The following is a 20,075-nucleotide window of genomic DNA, read 5'->3' as shown; positions in this document are numbered from 1 at the left end:
ACGCGGCGCCCAGGCCGCTTCACCCCGGAACGCAGGATGAACACGTCTCCCGACACGACGACCCCCGCGCCCCAGGCCCCCGACTGGTCCCTGGCCCCCGCAGGCTGGGACTGGTCCGCGCAGGATGCCGACGGGCGCTGGTACTGGTACCGGACCGAGCCCGTCCCCGGCATCGGCGGCGGCGTCTGGCGCTCCAACTCCCGCAACCAGCAATACGCCGCCGGCGGCCCGCCCAATCCGGACTGGTTCGAGTCCCTGCGCCGCCGACCCGAAGCAGCGCCGACGCCCGGCAAGCCGCCGCGCCCGGCTGCGGACATCCCGACATGAGCGCCCTGAACGATTTCCTGCACGAATACTGGCCGCATCTGGCGGCCCTGCTGTCGCTGGCCTTCAGCCTGGTGGTCGCGGCCCAGGCGGCCATGCAAAAGAACGACGTGCGCGCGGCCATCGCCTGGGTCGGCGTCATCCTGATGTCGCCCTTCGTGGGCGCCTTCCTGTATCTGGTCGCGGGCATCAACCGCATCCGCCACGACCAGATGTCCACCCAGCGCAGCCGCCTGATCAAGGACTACGTCAACAGCGCGCACCCGACCTTTGGCGACGTCGGCGCAGTATCCGCCCCGCAGTTCGCCTCGCTGCGCATCCTGTGCGACCAGGTCGGCCGGTTTCCCCTGCAGGGCGGCAACCACGTCAGCCTGCTGGACGGCGGCGACGAGGCCTATCCGGCCATGCTGCAAGCCATCGCCGAAGCGCATCACTGCATCGCGCTGCAAAGCTATATCTTCGACCACGACCGGATCGGCCTGCAATTTGCCGAGGCCCTGCGGCTCGCCCAGGCGCGCGGCGTCGAGATCCGGGTGCTGATCGACGCCGTCGGCGCGCGCTATTCCCATCCGCCCATCCTGCGCCTGCTGCAGCGCAACGGCATCCGCGCCGACCGCTTCATGACCAATCCGCTGGGCCTGCGCTCGGCCTACGCCAATCTGCGCAGCCACCGCAAGATCCTGTTCGTCGACGGCCACCTGGGCTTCATGGGCGGCATGAACATCCGCGAGAGCTTCATGACGTCGCTGGCGGGCCGGCGCACGGACCGCGACACGCATTTCCGCATCGAGGGCCCGCTGGCCACCCAGTTGTTCGCCGTCTTCGCCAACGACTGGGAGTTCGCCACCAGCGAACGGCTGCGCATCGAGGACTGGGTGCGGATCTCCGCCCTGCCCCCGCTGCCCCGGATACCGGCGCGCTGCATCCGCACCGGCCCCGACCGCTTCATGGCGGCCACGCACCGCGTGCTGCTGGGCGCCCTGGCCGTGGCGCAGAAGCACGTGCGTATTCAGTCGCCCTACTTTCTGCCCGACCAGGTCCTGATCGGCGCGCTGAACACGGCGGCGCGGCGCGGCATCCAGGTGGACATCGTGATCCCCGGGCGCAACAACCTGCGCCTGGTGAACTACGCCATGACCGCCCAGCTCGCCCAGGTGATCGAAGGCGGCTGCCGCGTCTGGCGCCACCGGGGCAATTTCGACCACTCCAAGCTGCTCACCATCGACGAAGCCTGGTCCTACGCGGGCTCCTCCAACCTGGACCCCCGCAGCCTGCGGCTGAATTTCGAGCTGGACATGGAAATCTACGACCGCGCCCTGGCGAGGCAGATCGGACAGCGCATCGACGCGAACATCGCACAATCCGAGCGCGTGACGCTGGAATCCCTGAACGCCATGCCCTACCTGAAGCGGCTGCGCAACCGGGTCATCTGGCTGGCCAGCCCGTATCTCTAGAAGCCGCCCCGACGCCGCGATCCGGCAAGCTGCGCGGGCGTATGATGAGCGCCTGTCCCCACTTTTTGCGCAGGAGCCCATTCCCATGAACCCGTCCCGGCCCGCTTCCCCCGACGCGCCCTGGCATGAACAGACCCAGGTGCTGCACGGCGACGCCGTCTGCGGCCTCGGGGCCGACGTGGTCACGCCGATCCACTACAGCGCCACCTTTCGTGCCGAAACCGCCGAGGAATTCTCGGACATGGCCACGGCGGTGCGGCCGGCGAACTTTTACGGACGTCATGGCAACCCGGTGAACAAGCACGTCGAAGCCATTCTGGCGGGCCTGGAAGGCACCGAAAGCGCGCTGCTGACGGGTTCGGGCATGGGCGCCATCAGCACCACCATCCTGGCGCTGCTCAAGGCCGGCGACCATGCCGTCATCCAGGAACGCCACTACGTCAGCACCACCAAGCTGTTCTGCGAAGTGCTGGCCGGCTACGGCGTGCAGGTCAGCACCTTCGACCAGACGAATCTGGACAGCCTGCGCGCCGCGCTGCGCCCGAATACCAGGCTGATCATGGTGGAAACGCCGGTCAACCCCAGCCTGTCCATCACGGACCTGGCGGCCGTGGCCGGGATCGCCCGGGAACGCGGCATCCTGACCGTGGCCGACAACACCTTCGCTTCGCCGCTGAACCAGCGGCCGCACGACCTGGGCATCGACATCGTGGTGCACAGCGCCACCAAGTACCTGGGCGGCCACCACGACCTGATGGCGGGCGCCATCTGCTGCAGCAACGCGCTCGCTGAAACCATCTGGAAGATGCACGTCACCCTGGGCGCGGTCCTGTCGCCCATGGACGCCTGGCTGCTGCTGCGCGGCCTGCGCACGCTGTCGCTGCGCATGGAACGCATCAACGCCAACGCCCTGGCGCTGGCGCAATGGCTGGAGTCCCGCCCCGAAGTCGAGCAGGTCTTCTATCCCGGCCTGGAAAGCCACCCGCAGCACGCCCTGGCGACGCGCCAGATGCGCGGCTTCGGCGCCGTGGTGGCCTATTCGATCAAGGGCGGCTACGCCGCCACCCAGCGCTTCGTCTGCGGGCTGAAACTGGCGACCCAGGCAGTCAGCCTGGGCGGCGTGGAAACCCTGGCGGTGCACACGGCGTCCATGTGGGCCAGTTCCATGACCGAAGACGACATGAAGGCCGCCGGCATCGAGCCGAACTTTGTCCGCATGTCGGTGGGCGTGGAGCACGTCGACGACCTGAAGGCCGACCTGGCCCAGGCGCTCGAACAGGCAATGCGGGGGTAATCCGCCCGATGTCCGGTCCCGCACAACACGGGGCCGGATGCCATGCCTTGAGCCCGGATCAGCTCAGGCCAGCCTTGTCCAGGCCGTACGCGGCGTCCGCAGAACCCGGCACCGAACGGAAGGCCACCCCCAGGCGGTTCCAGCCGTTGATGCCCACCACCAGGAAGCTCAGGTCGGCCAGTTCCTTTTCGGTCAACTGCTCGCGCACGCGGCTGAACAGCTCGTCGGACACGCCTTCGGGCGACAGCCGCGTCAGGGCTTCGGTCCATTCCAGGATGGCTTTTTCCTTGGCGGTGAACAGCGGCGATTCGCGCCACACCGCGACGTGATGCAGGCGCAGTTCGCGCTCGCCGGCGATCTTGGCCTCCTTGACGTGCATGTCCACGCAAAAGGCGCAGCCGTTGATCTGCGAAGCTCGCAGAGTGACCAGATAGCCGATTTCCGCCAGGAAGGGGTTGGCGTGCAGAAGCTGGCTGAATTCGCTGTATTTCTGGGCGGCTTCGGATGAAATCTGGTAGTAGTTCAAGCGTTGGGTCATGGTGAATACATTCCAAAAAAGCGTGCTACATTGTGCACCGATTTAGTCCTGATTGAACACCGCCAGCCCCCCGCCACAAAAGAAACACCCCGGCGGCCGGATCACGGTCGTCGGGGTGCGAGAGCCCCCGGACTGCGGCAGGTGCGACCGCCCAGGGAAAGTGCGCGGACGGCGGCCGGTCAGGCCGCCGCCCTTGCAACAACTCAGTGCGCGCTGGCGGCGGCCGCGCCGATGCCGGTTTCGCTGCGCACGGTCTGGGCCTCGAAGCCGGCCCGGTCGATGCGGGCGCGTTCGCTGCGGTCCGTGACCGAGAACAGCCAGATCGATACGAAACCGATCGTCATGGAGAACAAGGCCGGGGACGCGTAGGGGAACCAGGCCGAACCCGCCGGATTGCCCAAGGTCGCCTCCCAGACGGACGGCGACACCACCGTCAGGCCCACGGCGCTGATCAGGCCGGCAAAGCCGCCGATCATCGCGCCGCGCGTGGTGCAGCCCTTCCACAGGACGGACATGAACAGCACCGGGAAGTTGGCCGAAGCCGCCACCGCGAAGGCCAGCGACACCATGAACGCGATGTTCTGCTTCTCGAAGGCAATGCCCAGCACCACGGCGACGATTCCCAGGATCACCGTGGTGATCTTGGCGACCTTCATCTCCTGTTCGCGTGTGGCGTTGCCGTTCTTGACCAGGGTCGCATAGATGTCGTGCGACACGGCGGACGTGCCCGACAAGGTCAACCCGGCGACGACGGCCAGAATCGTGGCAAACGCCACGGCCGACATGAAGCCCAGGAACACATTGCCGCCCACCGCGTCGGCCAGGTGCACCGCCGCCATATTGCCGCCGCCGATCAGGGCGCCGGCCGCGTCCAGGAACTGCGGATTGGTGGACACCAGCACGATGGCGCCAAAGCCGATGATGAAGGTCAGGATGTAGAAATAGCCGATCCAGGTCGTGGCCCAGAACACGGACTTGCGGGCCTCGCGCGCGTCGGGCACGGTGAAGAAGCGCATCAGGATGTGCGGCAGGCCGGCGGTGCCGAACATCAGCGCCATGCCAAAGGAAATCGCGCTGATCGGGTCCTTGATGAAATTGCCCGGTCCCATGATGGACTGCCCCACCGAACCGGCCTGGGCCGCGTCCTTGCCCGCGTCCAGGGCGGCCAGCGTCTTGACCTCGACCGCAGCGGCGAACAGGCGCTCGGGCGAGAAGCCGTAATGCGCCAGCACCATCAAAGCCATGAAGGTCGCGCCGCCCAGCAGCAGGGCCGCCTTGATGATCTGCACCCAGGTGGTGGCCGTCATGCCGCCGAACAGCACGTAGACCATCATCAGCACACCGACCACGACCACCGCGATCCAGTATTCCAGGCCGAACAGCAGCTTGATGAGCTGACCGGCGCCGACCATCTGGGCGATCAGGTAGAACGCCACCACCACCAGCGTGCCCGAGGCCGCGAAGGCGCGGATCGGCCCCTGTTTGAAACGATAGGCCGCCACGTCGGCGAAGGTGAACTTGCCCAGGTTGCGCAGGCGTTCGGCCATCAGGAAGGTCAGGATGGGCCAGCCCACCAGAAAACCGATGGAATAGATCAGGCCGTCATAGCCATTGATCATCACGGCGGCGGAAATGCCCAGGAACGAAGCGGCGGACATATAGTCCCCGGCGATCGCCAGACCGTTCTGAAAACCGGTGATGCCCCCGCCGGCGGTGTAGAAATCGGCGGCGGAACGAGTCCGGCCCGCCGCCCATTTCGTGATCCACAGGGTCAGCAGCACGAACACGCCGAACATCGTGATGGCGGTCCAGTTGGTGGCTTGCTGCTGCAGTTCGCCCAGGTCGCCGCCCGCCGCTTGCGCGGTCGTGGTCAGGGCCGCCAGGGCCGGCGCGCCCAGCGCGCGTACGGTCATGCGGTTCATTGCCCGGCCTCCTGCACGATCTCGCGGGTCAGGCGGTCGAATTCGCTGTTGGCGCGGCGCACGTACAGGCCGGTGATGAGGACGCTGAACACGATGACGCCGAAGCCGACCGGGATGCCCCAGGTCATGACGCCTTCACCCAGTTTCAACGCGAACAACTCCTTGTCGAAGGCGATCACGCCGATGAAGCTGTAGTACACCACCAGCATGATCACGGCCAGTTTCCAGCCGTAGCGCAAGCGCGTCTGCCGCAGATGCTGGTATTTCGGGTTCGACACGATGGCCTGTGTCCGTTTGTCTCCCATGTCGGTCTCCTTCGTGGGATGGTTCGTATGATGCAGTGCAAGATAAAAACCGCACCTTACGAGGGCCTTACAGCCTTCCCGATCCGCTGAAACATCAGGGAAAACACCGACACCTGGAATGCACGTTAGAATCCAGGATTCGCAGCCGTCCGGCGCACCCGCGCCCGGCTCGTGATCGCGTCCGAACCCCCGGACGCAAGCCCCGCCGCCCTTAGCTCAGTTGGATAGAGCAACGGCCTTCTAAGCCGTAGGTCACTGGTTCGAATCCAGTAGGGCGGGCCAGGCCGCTCACGCCATCTGCCGCCGCAGCCGCGTCAGGCGCCCCCTGCCCTTGAAGATCAGGAACAGGACGATGGCCGCATTGAGCAGGTTCCAGGCGATGCCGTTGGCGAAGGCCGCCCAGTACGACAGGGTCATGTCGTAGATCCAGCCCGACATCCAGCCGCCCAGCGCCATGCCCGCGAGCGTGGCCATGAGCACGACGCCCACGCGCACGCCGGTCCCCTGGGCGGGGAAATGCTCGCGCACGATGACGGCGTAAGCCGGGACGATGCCGCCCTGGAACAGGCCGAACAGCGCCGAGATGATGTAGAGCGGCAGCAGCCCCTGGTTGAACAGGTACAGCCACAGGGCCAGACCTTGCAGGATGGACCCCAGGAGCAGCGTGCGCAGCCCGCCGATCCTGTCCGAGATCCAGCCCGAGACCAGCCGGCTGACGATGCCCATGGTCAGCATCAGCGACAGCATGTTGGCGCCGTTGGTCGCGCCGTACCCCAGGTCGCCGCAGTACGCCACGATCTGCACCTGCGGCATGGCCATGGCCACGCAGCAGCCCACCCCGGCAATGCACAGCAGCACGATCGCCGTGCTCGGCGACAGCCCCAGCGGCCGGTCGCCGGACGCGGTGCGCGCGGAACGGGCCGGGGCCTTGCCCGTATCGGGGAGGAGCACTTCGGCGGACGGCGGCTTGCGGCGGATGCACAGCGCCAGCGGCAGCAGCGTCGCCAGGCAGAACACGCCGATGCCCATGTACGTGTGGCGCCAGCCGACCTGCGCCACGAAATGCTGCATGACGGGCGGCCACACGGCGCCTGCCAGGTAGTTCCCGCACATGCAGATCGCCACGGCCATGCCGCGTCGACGCGTGAACCAGAGCGACGCGTCGGCGACCAACGGCGAGAACAGGGCGGACGAACCCAGCAGGCCGATGACCAGCCCGTGCACCAGGTTGAACGTCATGAGGGTGTCGGCCATGCTCGCCAGCGCCAGGCCCATGCTGACCCCCACCGAGCCCAGCACCACCGGCACGAAGACCCCGAAGCGGTCCGCCAACCGGCCCATCAAGATGCCGCCGATCCCGAAACCCAGCATCGTCGCCGCGTAGGGCAGCGAAGCGTCCCCGCGGCTGACATCGAACTCCGCCTGAATGGAGGGCAGCACGATGGACGCCGCGTACATGCCGACGTTCCCGATGGTCACCAGCGCGAGCGACACCATCAGCCGCATCCAGGCGTAGCGGGATTCGATGCCTCCTGGCGGACTGGCGGGCGGTAGGGCGCTGCTCATGAGCAGATCATACAGGGGATGTGCGAGCGCACAGTCCCCATGCGGTCTTTAATCCGCCACGGCGAGGCGTACCGGCGCCGTGAGGTTTTCAGGCACGAGCAGTTCCATCATCTCGGCCGCGCTCATGATGCCGAGTTGTTCCGCCGTCTCTGCAATCGTCGCGCCGGTCCGCAAGGCCGTCTTGCCGATCCTGGCCGCCTGCTCGTAGCCGATCACGGGGGTCAGCGCCGTGACGAGCGTCACCGATTCAGTCACGCGCTTCGCCAGGACCGGGCCGTTGGGCTGAATGCCCTGTACGCAATGGGTGGTGAGCGTCTTGCAGGCTTGGGTCAGATGCTTGGCGCTCTTGTAGAGCGACCAGCCCATGATGGGTTCAAAGGCATTCAATTGAAGCTGGCCCGCCTCGGACGCCATCGTGATCGTCATATCGTTGCCGATGACCTCGAACGCAACCTGGTTCATCACTTCCGGGACGACCGGGTTGACCTTGCCCGGCATGATGGAAGATCCGGCTTGGGCCGCCGGCAACAGGATGTCGCCGAAACCGGCCTGGGGGCCGGAAGACAGCAGCCGCAAGTCACTGGCGATCTTGGACAATTTACAGGCCACCCGTTTGAGCACCCCGGAGAGATCCACAAACGCGCTGGTATCCTGGGTCGCGGCCACCAGATTGGCGGCCGGCACCACCGGCACACCGCTGGACTCCGCCAGCAAGGGCACCACCAGGTCGCTGTATCCCACCGGCGCATTGATCCCCGTGCCAATGGCTGTGGCGCCGAGGTTGACCTCGAGCATGAGCTTGCGCGCCTCTTTGAGGCGCGCCTCGTCTTCGCCGATCAGGGCGGCGAATGCCGTGAATTCCTGGCCCAAGGTCATGGGCACCGCGTCCTGCAACTGGGTACGGCCGATTTTCAAGACCGTCTGGAATGCCTCGGCCTTGGCTTCGAACGCCTGCCGCAGTCCGGCCATCGCTTCGAGCAAGGGCCCGATACTGGTCCAGGCCGCCAGGTGCAAGGCCGTCGGATAGACGTCGTTGGTGCTCTGGGAGGCGTTCACATCATCGTTCGGATGCAGATGATCATAGGCGCCCCGCTGATGACCCATGCGCTCGAGCGCACGATTGGCGATCACTTCGTTGGCGTTCATATTGGTCGAGGTGCCGGCCCCGCCCTGAATGACGTCCACCACGAACTGGTCGAGCAACTGCCCCGCCAGGATGTCATCACAGGCACCGATGATCGCCGCAGCCTTGGACTCAGAAAGCACCCCCAACTGCACGTTGGCGCCCGCGGCCGCCTTTTTGACGTGCGCCAGCGCTTGAACCAGTTCCGGCATGGCCGACACGCTTTGCCCGGAAATAGGAAAATTTTCGAGCGCTCTGGCTGTGTGCACACCCCAATAGACATCCAGGGGAATATCCCTAGGCCCCAGAAAATCCGATTCCTTGCGCATCGCTACCTTGTTCATGGTTGAGTTAAAAAATGAGTGAGCGACGAAAATAGCACAATTGGTCGCGCAACTCAGGCACAACGCCGACCTGCCCGATATTGGCCTGCGCAGTTGCCGATGATGCCGCCGGCGGGCCAGAATAGTCCAAGTACATCCAGTCTGATCGGAGAAATACGCATGGCCTGGTCCGCACAGCAATACCGCTTGTTCGAATCCGAACGCACCCGCCCGGTGCGGGATCTGTTGTCAGCCGTGCCGCCGCGCGAAGTCGCCTGGGCGGCGGACCTGGGCTGCGGTCCGGGCAATTCCACGGAAATCCTGCTGCAACGGCACCCGGACGCCGCCATCACCGGCATTGACACCTCGGACGACATGCTGGCGGCCGCCCGCGAGCGGCTGCCCGGGCTGCGGTTCCAGCAGGCGGACATCGCCGCGTGGCAGCCGGACGAACCCTACGACCTGATCCTGGCCAACGCCTCGCTGCAATGGATCCCGGACCATGCCGCCCTGTTCCCCAGGCTGGCCGGTTTTCTCACACCCGGCGGCAATCTGGCCGTCCAGATGCCGGACAACCAGGACGAGGCCGTCAAGACCCTGATGCGCCAGACGGCCGCCGATCCCCGCTGGGCGGATCGCATCGGCGACGAGCGCAGCACCCTCTTTCCCCGCCATCCCGTCTCCTGGTACTACGACCTGCTCAAGCCGCACTGCACGCACGTGAATCTCTGGCGCACGCAGTACTGGCACGTGCTGCCCGACGGCGTCGACGGCATCGTGTCCTGGTTCAAGGGCAGCGCCCTGCGCCCCTTCCTGACGCCGTTGGACGAGGCCGAACGGGCGCTTTTCCTGGCGCAATACCGCGATGCGCTGGCCCAGGCCTACCCGACACAAACGGACGGCGCGGTACTGATGCCCATGCCCAGGCTGTTTCTGGTCGCGACACGGTAGGGGGCCCAAAACGCCCCGGACACACCAGGAAACGTGCGCCCTGGCCGCAAATGCTAAAGTTCCGGGCAAGATTATGCTTTTGGTTTCAACATCATGCCTTGTCCTCGCTACACAGGCTTGCGCCACGCCTTTTTCCTCGCCATCGGCTGCCTTTGCCTGGCGGCCGGCACTGCCCACGCAGGCCTGTCGTATCGCCTGACCAGCCCGCAGGCCAGCCCCGGCGGCCCGATCGAGCTGGAAGGCCTGCTGACGAACGACACCGGCACTGCGCTCTCCAGCCCGGTCGCGCGGGAACTGACCGGACATTGGGTGGATGCCCAGGGGCGCGCCACGCCCGCGCACTTCCAGTTGCGGACCTCGCCGGACACCATCGACCTGCCCGCCAATACCTTCACCCGCATGGCCTGGAGCGGCCAGGTGCCGGCCGGCGCGCACGGCCTGCTGACCTTGCGCCTGGACGGCGCGGACGACACGCTGCTGGCGCTGCAGGTGGGCGCGGACGATCTGCCGGGCGCCCAGGTCGCGACACGCTCGGCAGCGGGTACGGCCTCTGGCCTGTCCGCCGACACGGCCCTCGCGGCCGCCCCGGCGACCGCGGCGCCTGCCGGCGGCCTGTCGCCCTTCGATACCTTCCGCAACGCGATTTCTTCCTACGAGCCGATCTATTTCGCGGTCGGCAACCGCGACGGCGCCAATGCCCGCTTCCAGGTCAGCTTCAAGTACCGCCTGTTCAGTCCGGACGATCCCGCTCACCCGGGCTTCATGGACAACTGGTATTTCGGCTACACCCAGACCGCCCTGTGGGACCTGCACTCGGACTCCATCCCATTCGTGGACACCACCTACAATCCCAGCCTGTTCTGGGCGCGCGACGCGCTGTGGTCCACGGATGACAAGCGCTGGTCCCTGGGGCTGAACACGGGCTTCGAGCACAAATCCAACGGCAAGGCAGGTGACGACTCTCGTTCGATCAACGACCTGTATGTCCAGCCGGAATTCAACCACCGCTTCGACGGCGGCAGCACGCTCAGTTTCCAGCCGCGCTTCAAATACTACGTCTGGACCGACCGCGACATGGGCTACCGCAATGCGCTGGGCTACGCGGACTGGAAACTGCGCTGGGCCCAGGATGACGGCCTGATCCTGTCAGGCCTGTACCGCCAGGGCACCGAGGGGCGCAGCGCCACCCAGCTCGAGGCCGCCTGGCCTCTGAAACGCACCTTCCTGCACATGAACGGCCATCTGTACGTGCAGTATTTCCGGGGTTACGGTGAAACGCTGCTGGGTTACGATCAAAAATCCGACCCGCAATTTCGCATCGGTATCGCGCTGGTGCCCTGAGGAATCCATTTCATGCTCACCCAGATCGGGGTTTTCGTCCTCGCGGCCCTGGCGCTGCTGACCCTCAGCCGCCTGCTGCTGACCGCCTGGCTCTGGCCCCGCGTCCGGGCGGCCGGCGGCCCCTGGCCGATTTTCCGCTGGGGCCTGCGCATCGACCTGAACCAGATCGCCATGTGGGCCGGGATTCCGCTGCTGCTGGCGCCCTGGGTGGGCGACCGCCCCATCGCCATTTTCCTGACCGGACTGTGGCTGCAAGCCGTCTGGCTGCTGTTCGTGCTGCTGGAGGTTTCCACGCCCCAGTTCATCCAGGAATACGACAGCCGCCCCAACCGCCTGTACATCGACTACCTGAAATACCCCAAAGAAGTCTTCGGCATGCTGTGGAAAGGCTACAAGCCGGTCCTGCTGGGCGCCGCCCTGGGCCTGGGCCTGGCCGCCTGGCTGGGCCACACGCTGTTCGCCCGGGCGCAGCCCGATCCCCTGCCCGCCTGGCCCTGGCGCGTGCTGGTCACGCTGATCTTCGGCGCCGTCATCGCGCTGGCCATCCGGGGCACGCTGGGCCACCGGCCGATCAACCCGGCCTCGGTGGCCTGGTGCGGCGACAGCCTGCTCAACACCCTGCCCCTGACGTCCCTGTACAACGTGCTGTTCGCCCTGTACGCCATCAAGAACGAACGTTCGGCGGCGGACGTCTACGGCGATCTGCCCGACGCCGAACTGCAGACGATCATCCAGGCGCAGGCCGGCATGCCGCCCGGTCCGGCCGAGATGCCCACCCTGCACCGCCAGCCTGCCAGCCAACGGCCCGCGCGGCCCCGCAACCTGGTGCTGATCGTCGAGGAAAGCCTGGGCGCCCAATACGTGGGCAATCTGGGCGGCGAGGGCCTGACGCCCTGCCTGGACGCCCTGGCGGCGCAGGGCTGGAATTTCACCCGCGCCTACGCGACCGGCACCCGCTCGGTGCGCGGCCTGGAGGCCGTCACGGCGGGCTTTCCGCCCACCCTGTCGGATGCCGCCCTGCGCCTGGGCGACGCGCAAAGCCGCTTCTTTACGCTGGCCCAGTTGCTGAAGCGGCACGGCTACCGCTCGCGCTTCATTTACGGCGGCGAGGCCCACTTCGACAATATGAAGAGCTTCTTCCTGGGCAACGGCTTCGACGAACTGCACGACCTGCCCAGCTTCGAGGCGCCGGCCTTCGTCGGCACCTGGGGCGCCAGCGACGAGGACATGTTCGACAAGCTGCACACGCTGCTGTCGCAAGGCGGCGATCAGCCCACCCTGCACCTGGCTTTTTCCGTCAGCAATCACACGCCCTGGGAATACCCGGCCGGCCGCATCCCGGTCGACGGCGATCCCGCCACGGTGCAGAACACCGTGCGCTACGCGGACTGGGCCATCGGCCGCTTCTTCGAACAGGCCCGCGCCAGCGACTACTGGCAGGACACGGTCTTCCTGATCGTCGCCGATCACGATGCCCGCGTCGGCGGCGCCCAGCGCATCCCGCTGCGCCATTTCCACATCCCGGCCCTGATCCTGGGCGCAGGCGTCGAAGCGCGCCGCGACGAGCGCATCATCAGCCAGATCGACCTGCCGCCGACCCTGCTGTCGCTGATCGGCATCGATGACGAGCACCCCATGATCGGCCACGACCTGACGCGCGCGGACGCGGGCGGCCGCGCCATGATGCAGTACGAGGAACACTACGGCTACCTGCAGGGCGACACCCTGGCCGTGCTGGAGCCGCAACAGCCCGCCAGCTTCTACCGCTACGCCGCCCCGGACGGCTACACGCCGCTGGACCCGGACCCCGCGCTCGGCCGCATCGCCCTGGCCCACGCACTGTGGCCCACCTGGGTCTACCGCCATCGCGCGCACACGCTGCCGGAGCTGCGCTTGCCGGGTTAGGACCTGCCTGGAACCGGGTTCAATCCGGCGGCGCATCCACCAGGGACAGTTCCGTCAGCAGCCGTGCCAGGTCATACTGCCTGTGCACGTGCATCTTGCGGAAAATGGCCTTGATGTGCGTGCGCACCGTCGCCTCCCCGACCGACCGCAGTCCGGCGATTGCCTGCGGCGTATACCCCTGCGCCATGAGTGCGGCCACCCGGGCTTCGGCCGCACTCAGGCCAAAGGCCTGCCGCAACAGCGCCTGCGCGGGTTCCCTGGGCCGGGTCGGCCAGATCATCAGCAGAGCCGTCTCCGCGCGCACGGCGAGCCGCTCATCGCCTTCGCCCACGGGAATCGCCACGCAGGCCGTGCCCGCATGATCCGCGTCGAAGGACAGACGTACCGACGCGAGACGCGGCGGCGCCCCCGGCCCGCCCAGGGCCTGCCGGACGATGCCGAGCAGCGCCTGCCTGTCCCGTCCCGCACCGCCCACGAAGAGCCGGCCTCCAGGCCCGGACAGCCAGGCTTCCGCGGCGCGATTGGCCTGCCGCACGCACCCCGTCCCATCGACCAACATGACGGGAACACTCAAGGTATCCAGCACGGCCCGCTGCCAGGCATGCGCTTGCTGCAAACCGCGCAATTCCTGGCGTACCGCCAGGGCCCGCCCCACGCTGCCGTGTACGGCCGACACCGCCGCGACCGCCCCGGCGTCGAAAGCGGCATCACCCACCTGCTTGTGGAGGGACAGATAGTGGCGCGTCCCCTCCTGCGTATCGACCCGATGCCCCATCATGTGCGCAAGTCCGTGGGGCCGCATGAACTCCTGGTAAAAAGGGCATCGCCTGATGAAGCCCTGCCCCAGCACATCCCAATCCAGGTAGGTCTCGCCGTCACGGGACAGCACGTCCATCGCATTCCAGGGGTTGATCGCCCGGAACTCGGCTTCATAATCCTCCAGGAGCCGGGCGGACAGTTCGACCGGCTCGGTGACGTGGAACTGCCCCGTCCCCTCGTCGCGGCTCATGACGGCCAGATAAGAAGCACCCGCCAGCTCGGCCAGCCGCATCAAGGCCTCGCGCCAGGCATCCTCGGACAATACACCCGCCAGCAAAGCCCGCTCGACTGTGAGCAACTGCTCCGGAGTCATTGCCTCCCCCCTATTTTTTTGATCATGCACGCCTGCCGGATACGGCTACTGTACCGTTTACCCGGCGCCCCGGAGCCGGCAGGGCTCCATGTTAGAATCTGCGATCCAGTCGGGGCGTAGCGCAGTCTGGTAGCGCATCTGGTTTGGGACCAGAGGGTCGTAGGTTCGAATCCTATCGCCCCGACCAACACGACCAAGGGAACTCCATGTCTTCTTCCGCGTATGACGATCTGGGCAAGCTGATTCTGCGCCTGAGCCTGGGCATTCTGATCTTGCTGCACGGCCTGGGCAAGCTGGACGGCGGCGTGAGCTGGATCGTGGGCATGCTGAGCCAGCGCGGCCTGCCCGGCTTTATCGCCTACGGCGTCTACATCGGCGAAATCGTCGCTCCGGTTCTGATCATCCTCGGCCTGTTCACCCGCCTGGGCGGCCTGATCTCCATCCTCAACATGCTGTTCGTCTTCGGCCTGGTGCACATGAACGAATTGTTCGCGCTGGGCAAGAGCGGCGGCTGGGCACTGGAACTGCAAGGCATGTTCCTGTTCGCCAGCATCGCCGTCACGCTGTTTGGCGCAGGCGCCTACAGCCTGGGCGGGCGCAACGGCCGCTGGAACTGATCGCGCGGCATCGCACGCACTGAACACGGCCCGCCCAATCGGCGGGCCGTGTTGTTTTGCCGCCGGGCCGCCCCAAGGCAAAACGCGCCCCCTCGGGGGGATGAGCCCGGACACGGGACAGTCCCAGTGGACTGTTTCGTGCCTGGCGAATCCAAGCGGCTTGCAAGCCGCGAGGTGGACGCAAGCCGAAGGCGCAGCGTGGGGGCCTTTTTTGCCGAGCCCGCCTCAAGCCGCCGGCAGTGTCACCACCACCCGCGCGCCGCCCAGCGCACCCGCCTCGATGCGTGCCCAGCCGCCGTACAAATCGGCCAGATCGCGCACGATCCCCAGCCCCAGGCCCGAACCGGGCGTGTGTTCGTCCGCCCGCTGGCCCCGCTCGAAGACCTGTTCGGCCCGCTCGGGGCTCAGGCCGGGACCGTCGTCCTCTACCCAGATCGCCAGTTCGCCGTCCTTGCTGCGGACGGTGACGCGCACCTGCCGGCGCGCCCATTTCCCCGCGTTGTCCAGCACATTGCCCAGCATTTCCTGGAAGTCCTGGGCTTCGCCGCGAAACGCCAGATCCTCGGCCACACGGCTCAGGTCGTAGACCAGTCCACGCTCGGCGTGGACGCGATCCATGACCCGCACCAGGCCTTGCAGCAAAGGCAGGATCGGGCTGCGCAAGCCGGTCACGCGCACTGCGGCCGCGGCGCGGGCGCGGGCCAGGTGGTAATCCACCTGACGCCGGGCGGCCTCGACCTGCTCGGACACCAGGCGCGGCAAGTCCGGATCGCCCGCCTGCGCGGCATTGGCCATCACCGCCAGCGGTGTCTTCAGAGCATGCGCCAGGTTGCCGGCCTGCATGCGCGCCCGCTCCAGGCCTTCCGCGTTGCGGCCCAGCACCAGATTGAAATCCTCGACCAACGGCTGGACCTCCATGGGAAATTCGCCTTCGATCCGATCGGCCCTGCCCGCGCGCAAGGCAGCCAGCCGCACGCGCAGCCGCGCCAAGGGGCGCAGTCCGAAACCGACCTGCATCCAGGCGGCCGCCGTCATGCCCAGCGCCAGGATACCCAGCGCCACGGCCAGCATGCGGTCAAAGCGGCTGACCGGCTCGGCCCACAGGGCCTCGTCGGCCGCGACCACCAGGATCAGCGTGTCGATCGGACCTTCGGCGGGATGGACTTCGCGCACGCGCATCTGCAACGGCTGGCCGTCCGGACCGGACGCCTGCGCGGCCGCGTCGCGCCCCGGCACCAGGCCGCCCACCATGTCCGGCAGATGCGCATCCCACAGGGAACGGGAACGCAGCAACTGGGCGAAGCGCGTCCCGGCAGAGGGCACCGAGATCTGCCAGTACAGGCCCGAGAACGGATGGCTGAAACGCGGATCGGTCGGCAAGGTGGACAGGGAGACCTGGCCCTGCTCGTCAACCTGCAGCGAGGCCGTCAGGTGATTCAGGTGGATATTGAGTTCGGACTGCAGTTGCGCCTGGATGTGCTGGCGGAACAGGCGCTGGATCCCCCAGCCGGCCAGCGCCACGCTGAGCAGCGTCCAGGCCAGCGTGACGGCCAGCAGGCGCAGGCGCAGCGAAGGATGCTGCGCCCTCATTGAGGGACGGCCGACAGGCGGTAGCCCAGACCGCGCACCGTCTGGATCAGGCCCGGGGGAATCTTGCGCCGCAGGCGGGCGACGAACACCTCGATGGTATTGGAGTCACGGTCGAAATCCTGGGCGTAGATGTGCTCCACCAACTGGCTGCGGGACACGACCTCGTCCTGGTGCATCAGCAGATAGGCCAGCACCCGGTATTCGTGGCTGGTCAGGTCCAGCGGCGCATCGTCCAGCAGGACGCGGGATTGGCGCGTGTCCAGCAGCAGCGGTCCGCAACGGATGTCGGCCGTGGCGTGCCCGCCGGCGCGGCGCAACAGCGCGCGTACGCGGGCTGCGAGTTCTTCCTGGTGAAAGGGCTTGGTCAGGTAGTCGTCGGCGCCGGCGTCGATCCCGGCCACCTTGTCGTGCCAGTTGTCGCGCGCCGTCAGGATCAGCACCGGCATCATCCGCCCCGCTTCGCGCCAGGCTCGCAACACCGACAGGCCGTCGCGCCCGGGCAGGCCCAGATCCAGCACCACCAGATCGTAGGGTTCGCTCAACCCCTGGTGCTCGGCGTCCAGGCCGTCGGCCGCCACATCGACCACATAAGCGGATTTTTCCAGCGCCGCCTTCAACTGCGCGGCCAGCAGCGGCTCGTCCTCGGCGACCAGCAGTCTCATGGATGCCCCCTGCGGCCGTCGCGGTGCAGCGGCCGTGTGCCCACCCACACCGTTTCGCCGGTGCGGGCGTCGATCTTCAGCTTGGTCAGACGGCCCTCGTCCTGCAGGATCTTGAGTTCATAGATCCAGCAGCCCTCCGACGGGCCGCCCGGGCTGCCGCAACGGTCGTCCTCCTGCTCGAATTCGACCTTCAGGACCTGACCCGGATAATCGTGCGCGGCACGCGCCAGGACGTCCTGCAGCGGCAGGACTTCACCCAGGGCCTGCAGCCGTTCGGCCATGTCCCGGTCGTGGTTGTGCGCCCCGGCGCCTGCGGCCCAAAGCCCCAGGACCAGCACGCACGCCAGCATCCCTCGGCGACGCATCGCGAACTCCTCTCGTTCAATGCTCGTTCAATCGATGGGTCCTACGATATCAGGAAGCGCATGAACCGGAAATGAACGGCGCGCCGCGGCGCACAAGGGGCTTGACGGACCACACCCGCGCGGACAGCCGCTGGCGGGCGGCGGAGGCCCGCAGTACCATGACTCCCAGCCCCCGCCGGCGATGCGGGGCGCACCACAAGGAGACCACTCATGCTGCACGCGCAAGGCGACTACCGGCAGACCCGGGACGCATTCACCTGGATCGTACCGGAGCGCTACAACATCGGGGCGGACGTCTGCGACCGCTGGGCCGACGGCAGCGGCCGCGAAGCCCTGATCGTCGATCGCGGCGACGCCCCGGCGCAGCACTACACCTTCGACCAGCTCAAGCACTGGTCCGACCGGCTGGCGCAGGCCCTGCGCGCCCGGGGCGTGTCCCGGGGCGACCGGGTGGGCATCCTGCTGCCGCAATCACTGGAAACGGCGCTGGCCCACCTGGCGGCCTACAAGCTCGGCGCCATCGCCGTGCCCCTGTTCACGCTGTTCGGCACCGACGCCCTGCACTACCGCCTGGGCAATTCAGGCGCCCGCGCGCTGATCACCCACACCGAAGGCCTGGGCAAGATCGCCGAAATCCGCCCGAACCTGCCGGAACTGGGCTGCGTGCTGGACATCGACGCCGATACCGGCGACGCCTCGTTCTGGGCGGCGATCGAAGCACAGGACGGCCTGGGCTTCAGGCCCGTGGATACCGCCGCCGACGATCCGGCGATCATCATCTATACGTCCGGCACCACCGGCAAGCCCAAGGGCGCGCTGCACGCCCACCGGGCGCTGCTCGGCCACCTGCCGGGGGTGGAGATGTCCCACAACTTCTTCCCCGACCGCGCCACCCTGATGTGGACCCCGGCGGACTGGGCCTGGATCGGCGGGCTGCTGGACGTGCTGATGCCGTCCTGGCACCACGGCGTGACCGTGCTGGCCTGCCGCTTCACAAAATTCGACGCCGCCACGGCCTGGCAATTGATGGCGCGGCACCAGGTCAGCCATACATTCCTGCCGCCCACCGCCCTGAAGATGCTGCGCACGCTGCGGGACCCCGAACACCACGGACGCCTGGGCCTGGCCTCGGTCGCCAGCGGCGGCGAATCCCTGGGACCGCAACTGCTCGACTGGGGCCGCGCCACGCTGGGCGTCACCATCAACGAGTTCTACGGCCAGACCGAGTGCAATATGATCGTCTCGTCCTGCGCCGCCCTGTTCGAGCCCCGCATCGGCGCCATGGGCCGTCCGGTGCCGGGCCACGAGGTCTGCATCATCGACGAGACCGGTGCGGTCCAGCCGCCCGGGACCGAGGGCCACATCGCCGTGCGCCGGCCCGACCCGGTGATGTTCCTGCAATACTGGCGCAACCCGGAGGCCACCGCCCAGGCTTTCATCGGCGATTGGCTGGTGACGGGCGACCGGGGCGTCTGCGACGAGGACGGCTATCTCTGGTTCAAGGGCCGGGGCGACGATGTCATCACCAGCGCCGGCTACCGCATCGGTCCGGGACCGATCGAGGACTGCCTGCTGGGCCATCCGGCGGTGCGCATGGCGGCGGTGATCGGGGTGCCCGACCCGCAGCGCACGGAGCTCGTCAAGGCCTGCATCGTGCTGAACGATGGCTATACGGGCGACGCCGCGCTGATCGCGGACATCCAGGACCACGTGCGCCGCAAGGCGGCCGCGCACGAATACCCCCGCGTGATCGAGTTCATGGACAGCCTGCCCATGACGACCACGGGCAAGGTGCAGCGGGGGCAGCTACGGGCGATGCATCAGGGAAAATAAGGCACGAACGGGACCCCGGTGATTCCGGCACGGAATCACCCGAATCTCCCCGTAATGTAATCCTCGGTTTCCTTGCGCGCGGGCTTGATGAAGACCTGATCGGTGGGGCCGAATTCCATCAGTTCGCCCAGGTACATGTAGGCGGTGTAGTCGGAACAGCGCGCCGCCTGCTGCATATTGTGGGTGACGATGACCACGGTGTAGTCGGACTTCAGTTCCGCGATCAGTTCCTCGATCTTGGCCGTGGAGATCGGGTCCAGCGCCGAACACGGCTCGTCCAGCAGCAGGACCTCGGGCTTGATGGCCACGCCCCGCGCGATGCACAGACGCTGCTGCTGGCCGCCGGACAGGCCGTTGCCGCTCTGGCCGAGCTTGTCCTTGACCTCGTTCCACAGAGCGGCCTTGGTCAGGGCCCATTCCACGCGCTCATCCATCTCGCCCTTGCTCAGGCGCTCGAACAGGCGCACACCGAAGGCGATGTTGTCGTAGATGCTCATGGGAAACGGCGTGGGCTTCTGGAACACCATGCCGACCTTGGCGCGGATCAGGGAGATGTCCAGCTTGGAATTCAGCAGGTCCTCGCCATCGAGCTCGATGGTGCCGGAGGCGCGCTGGCCCGGGTACAGCTCGAACATGCGGTTGAAGGTGCGCAGCAGCGTGGACTTCCCGCAGCCCGACGGACCGATGAAGGCCGTGACCTTGTTTTCCGCGATATCCATATTGATGTCGCGCAGGGCGTGGAAGCTGCCGTAGTGGAAGTTCAGCTTGCGCACAGCCAGCTTGGTGCGTTCTCGGGCGGCGGTTGGAGACGGATTCAGGGTCATGGTCGG

At 67.0% G+C, this 20,075-nt stretch carries 18 protein-coding genes and 2 tRNA genes; 10 read left to right on the top strand and 10 right to left on the bottom strand.

Annotated elements, in window-relative coordinates; all coding sequences use genetic code 11:
• The first annotated feature begins 36 nt into the window (after positions 1-36).
• From ACFO0J_RS08660 to ACFO0J_RS08650, 3 genes are all read left to right on the top strand, one after another.
• Positions 37-327, top strand: coding sequence for a hypothetical protein (locus ACFO0J_RS08660; protein WP_376812671.1), 291 nt, complete (start codon positions 37-39; stop codon positions 325-327).
• Positions 324-1,778 (top strand): cardiolipin synthase, encoded by a 1,455-nt coding sequence (gene cls, locus ACFO0J_RS08655; protein WP_376812670.1) that lies wholly within the window; start codon positions 324-326, stop codon positions 1,776-1,778. Before ACFO0J_RS08660 ends, cls begins: the two co-directional genes overlap by 4 nt.
• 85 nt (positions 1,779-1,863) lie before the next feature.
• Positions 1,864-3,072 (top strand): trans-sulfuration enzyme family protein, encoded by a 1,209-nt coding sequence (locus tag ACFO0J_RS08650; RefSeq protein WP_376812669.1) that lies wholly within the window; start codon positions 1,864-1,866, stop codon positions 3,070-3,072.
• Positions 3,073-3,130: 58 nt separating this feature from the next.
• On the opposite strand, the gene ACFO0J_RS08645 is transcribed toward ACFO0J_RS08650, so the two are convergent.
• From ACFO0J_RS08645 to ACFO0J_RS08635, 3 genes are all read right to left on the bottom strand, one after another.
• Positions 3,131-3,610 carry a carboxymuconolactone decarboxylase family protein gene (locus ACFO0J_RS08645; protein ID WP_376812668.1) on the bottom strand — a complete coding sequence of 160 codons (480 nt, stop codon included), beginning with the start codon at positions 3,608-3,610 and terminating at the stop codon, positions 3,131-3,133.
• Between the two features lie 203 nt (positions 3,611-3,813).
• Positions 3,814-5,523, bottom strand: coding sequence for a cation acetate symporter (locus ACFO0J_RS08640; RefSeq protein WP_376812983.1), 1,710 nt, complete (start codon positions 5,521-5,523; stop codon positions 3,814-3,816).
• A gap of 5 nt (positions 5,524-5,528) precedes the next feature.
• Entirely contained in the window at positions 5,529-5,837 is a 309-nt protein-coding gene (locus tag ACFO0J_RS08635) for a DUF485 domain-containing protein (protein WP_376812667.1), read from the bottom strand.
• A gap of 205 nt (positions 5,838-6,042) precedes the next feature.
• Between ACFO0J_RS08635 and ACFO0J_RS08630 the strand changes: the two genes are divergently transcribed.
• A tRNA-Arg gene (locus tag ACFO0J_RS08630) sits at positions 6,043-6,119 on the top strand.
• A 6-nt stretch (positions 6,120-6,125) separates the two neighbouring features.
• On the opposite strand, the gene ACFO0J_RS08625 is transcribed toward ACFO0J_RS08630, so the two are convergent.
• Entirely contained in the window at positions 6,126-7,403 is a 1,278-nt protein-coding gene (locus ACFO0J_RS08625) for an MFS transporter (protein WP_376812666.1), read from the bottom strand.
• A 48-nt stretch (positions 7,404-7,451) separates the two neighbouring features.
• Positions 7,452-8,855, bottom strand: coding sequence for an aspartate ammonia-lyase (locus tag ACFO0J_RS08620; protein ID WP_376812665.1), 1,404 nt, complete (start codon positions 8,853-8,855; stop codon positions 7,452-7,454).
• A 174-nt stretch (positions 8,856-9,029) separates the two neighbouring features.
• Between ACFO0J_RS08620 and tam the strand changes: the two genes are divergently transcribed.
• From tam to ACFO0J_RS08605, 3 genes are all read left to right on the top strand, one after another.
• A complete protein-coding gene (gene tam, locus ACFO0J_RS08615; RefSeq protein WP_376812664.1) occupies positions 9,030-9,800 on the top strand; it encodes a trans-aconitate 2-methyltransferase in 771 nt (256 codons plus the stop codon).
• Positions 9,801-9,893: 93 nt separating this feature from the next.
• Positions 9,894-11,141 (top strand): phospholipase A, encoded by a 1,248-nt coding sequence (locus tag ACFO0J_RS08610; RefSeq protein WP_376812663.1) that lies wholly within the window; start codon positions 9,894-9,896, stop codon positions 11,139-11,141.
• 12 nt (positions 11,142-11,153) lie between these two features.
• Entirely contained in the window at positions 11,154-13,046 is a 1,893-nt protein-coding gene (locus tag ACFO0J_RS08605; protein ID WP_376812662.1) for an LTA synthase family protein, read from the top strand.
• A 19-nt stretch (positions 13,047-13,065) separates the two neighbouring features.
• Here the strand turns inward: ACFO0J_RS08605 and ACFO0J_RS08600 are convergent, their stop codons facing one another.
• Positions 13,066-14,178 carry a helix-turn-helix transcriptional regulator gene (locus ACFO0J_RS08600; RefSeq protein WP_376812661.1) on the bottom strand — a complete coding sequence of 371 codons (1,113 nt, stop codon included), beginning with the start codon at positions 14,176-14,178 and terminating at the stop codon, positions 13,066-13,068.
• Between the two features lie 110 nt (positions 14,179-14,288).
• On the opposite strand from ACFO0J_RS08600, the gene ACFO0J_RS08595 reads away from it, so the two are divergent.
• Together ACFO0J_RS08595 and ACFO0J_RS08590 are read left to right on the top strand one after the other, a co-directional pair.
• Positions 14,289-14,365: transfer RNA gene (locus ACFO0J_RS08595), tRNA-Pro, on the top strand.
• A gap of 19 nt (positions 14,366-14,384) precedes the next feature.
• Positions 14,385-14,795, top strand: a complete 411-nt coding sequence (locus tag ACFO0J_RS08590) for a DoxX family protein (RefSeq protein ID WP_376812660.1) — start codon at positions 14,385-14,387, stop codon at positions 14,793-14,795.
• A 225-nt stretch (positions 14,796-15,020) separates the two neighbouring features.
• Here the strand turns inward: ACFO0J_RS08590 and ACFO0J_RS08585 are convergent, their stop codons facing one another.
• From ACFO0J_RS08585 to ACFO0J_RS08575, 3 genes are read right to left on the bottom strand one after another with little or no spacing between them, the layout of a single operon-like run.
• Positions 15,021-16,385, bottom strand: coding sequence for a sensor histidine kinase (locus tag ACFO0J_RS08585; protein ID WP_376812659.1), 1,365 nt, complete (start codon positions 16,383-16,385; stop codon positions 15,021-15,023).
• On the bottom strand, positions 16,382-17,047 hold the full coding sequence (locus ACFO0J_RS08580) for a response regulator transcription factor (protein WP_376812658.1): 666 nt from the start codon (positions 17,045-17,047) through the stop codon (positions 16,382-16,384). The genes ACFO0J_RS08585 and ACFO0J_RS08580 overlap by 4 nt, the downstream gene beginning before the upstream one ends.
• On the bottom strand, positions 17,044-17,412 hold the full coding sequence (locus ACFO0J_RS08575; protein ID WP_376812657.1) for a PepSY domain-containing protein: 369 nt from the start codon (positions 17,410-17,412) through the stop codon (positions 17,044-17,046). The genes ACFO0J_RS08580 and ACFO0J_RS08575 overlap by 4 nt, the downstream gene beginning before the upstream one ends.
• 210 nt (positions 17,413-17,622) lie before the next feature.
• Here ACFO0J_RS08575 and ACFO0J_RS08570 point away from each other — a divergent pair, with 210 nt between their 5' ends.
• The gene (locus tag ACFO0J_RS08570; protein ID WP_376812656.1) at positions 17,623-19,245 is read left to right on the top strand and encodes an acyl-CoA synthetase; all 1,623 of its coding nucleotides are present in this window, start codon (positions 17,623-17,625) and stop codon (positions 19,243-19,245) included.
• A gap of 35 nt (positions 19,246-19,280) precedes the next feature.
• On the opposite strand, the gene pstB is transcribed toward ACFO0J_RS08570, so the two are convergent.
• Positions 19,281-20,069, bottom strand: a complete 789-nt coding sequence (gene pstB / locus ACFO0J_RS08565) for a phosphate ABC transporter ATP-binding protein PstB (protein WP_376812655.1) — start codon at positions 20,067-20,069, stop codon at positions 19,281-19,283.
• Between the last annotated feature and the right edge of the window lie 6 nt (positions 20,070-20,075).

Origin of the sequence: Castellaniella hirudinis (genome assembly GCF_042651965.1) — a bacterium.
GTDB lineage: Bacteria > Pseudomonadota > Gammaproteobacteria > Burkholderiales > Burkholderiaceae_B > Castellaniella > Castellaniella hirudinis.
This window is presented reverse-complemented; position numbering and strand designations above follow the sequence as displayed.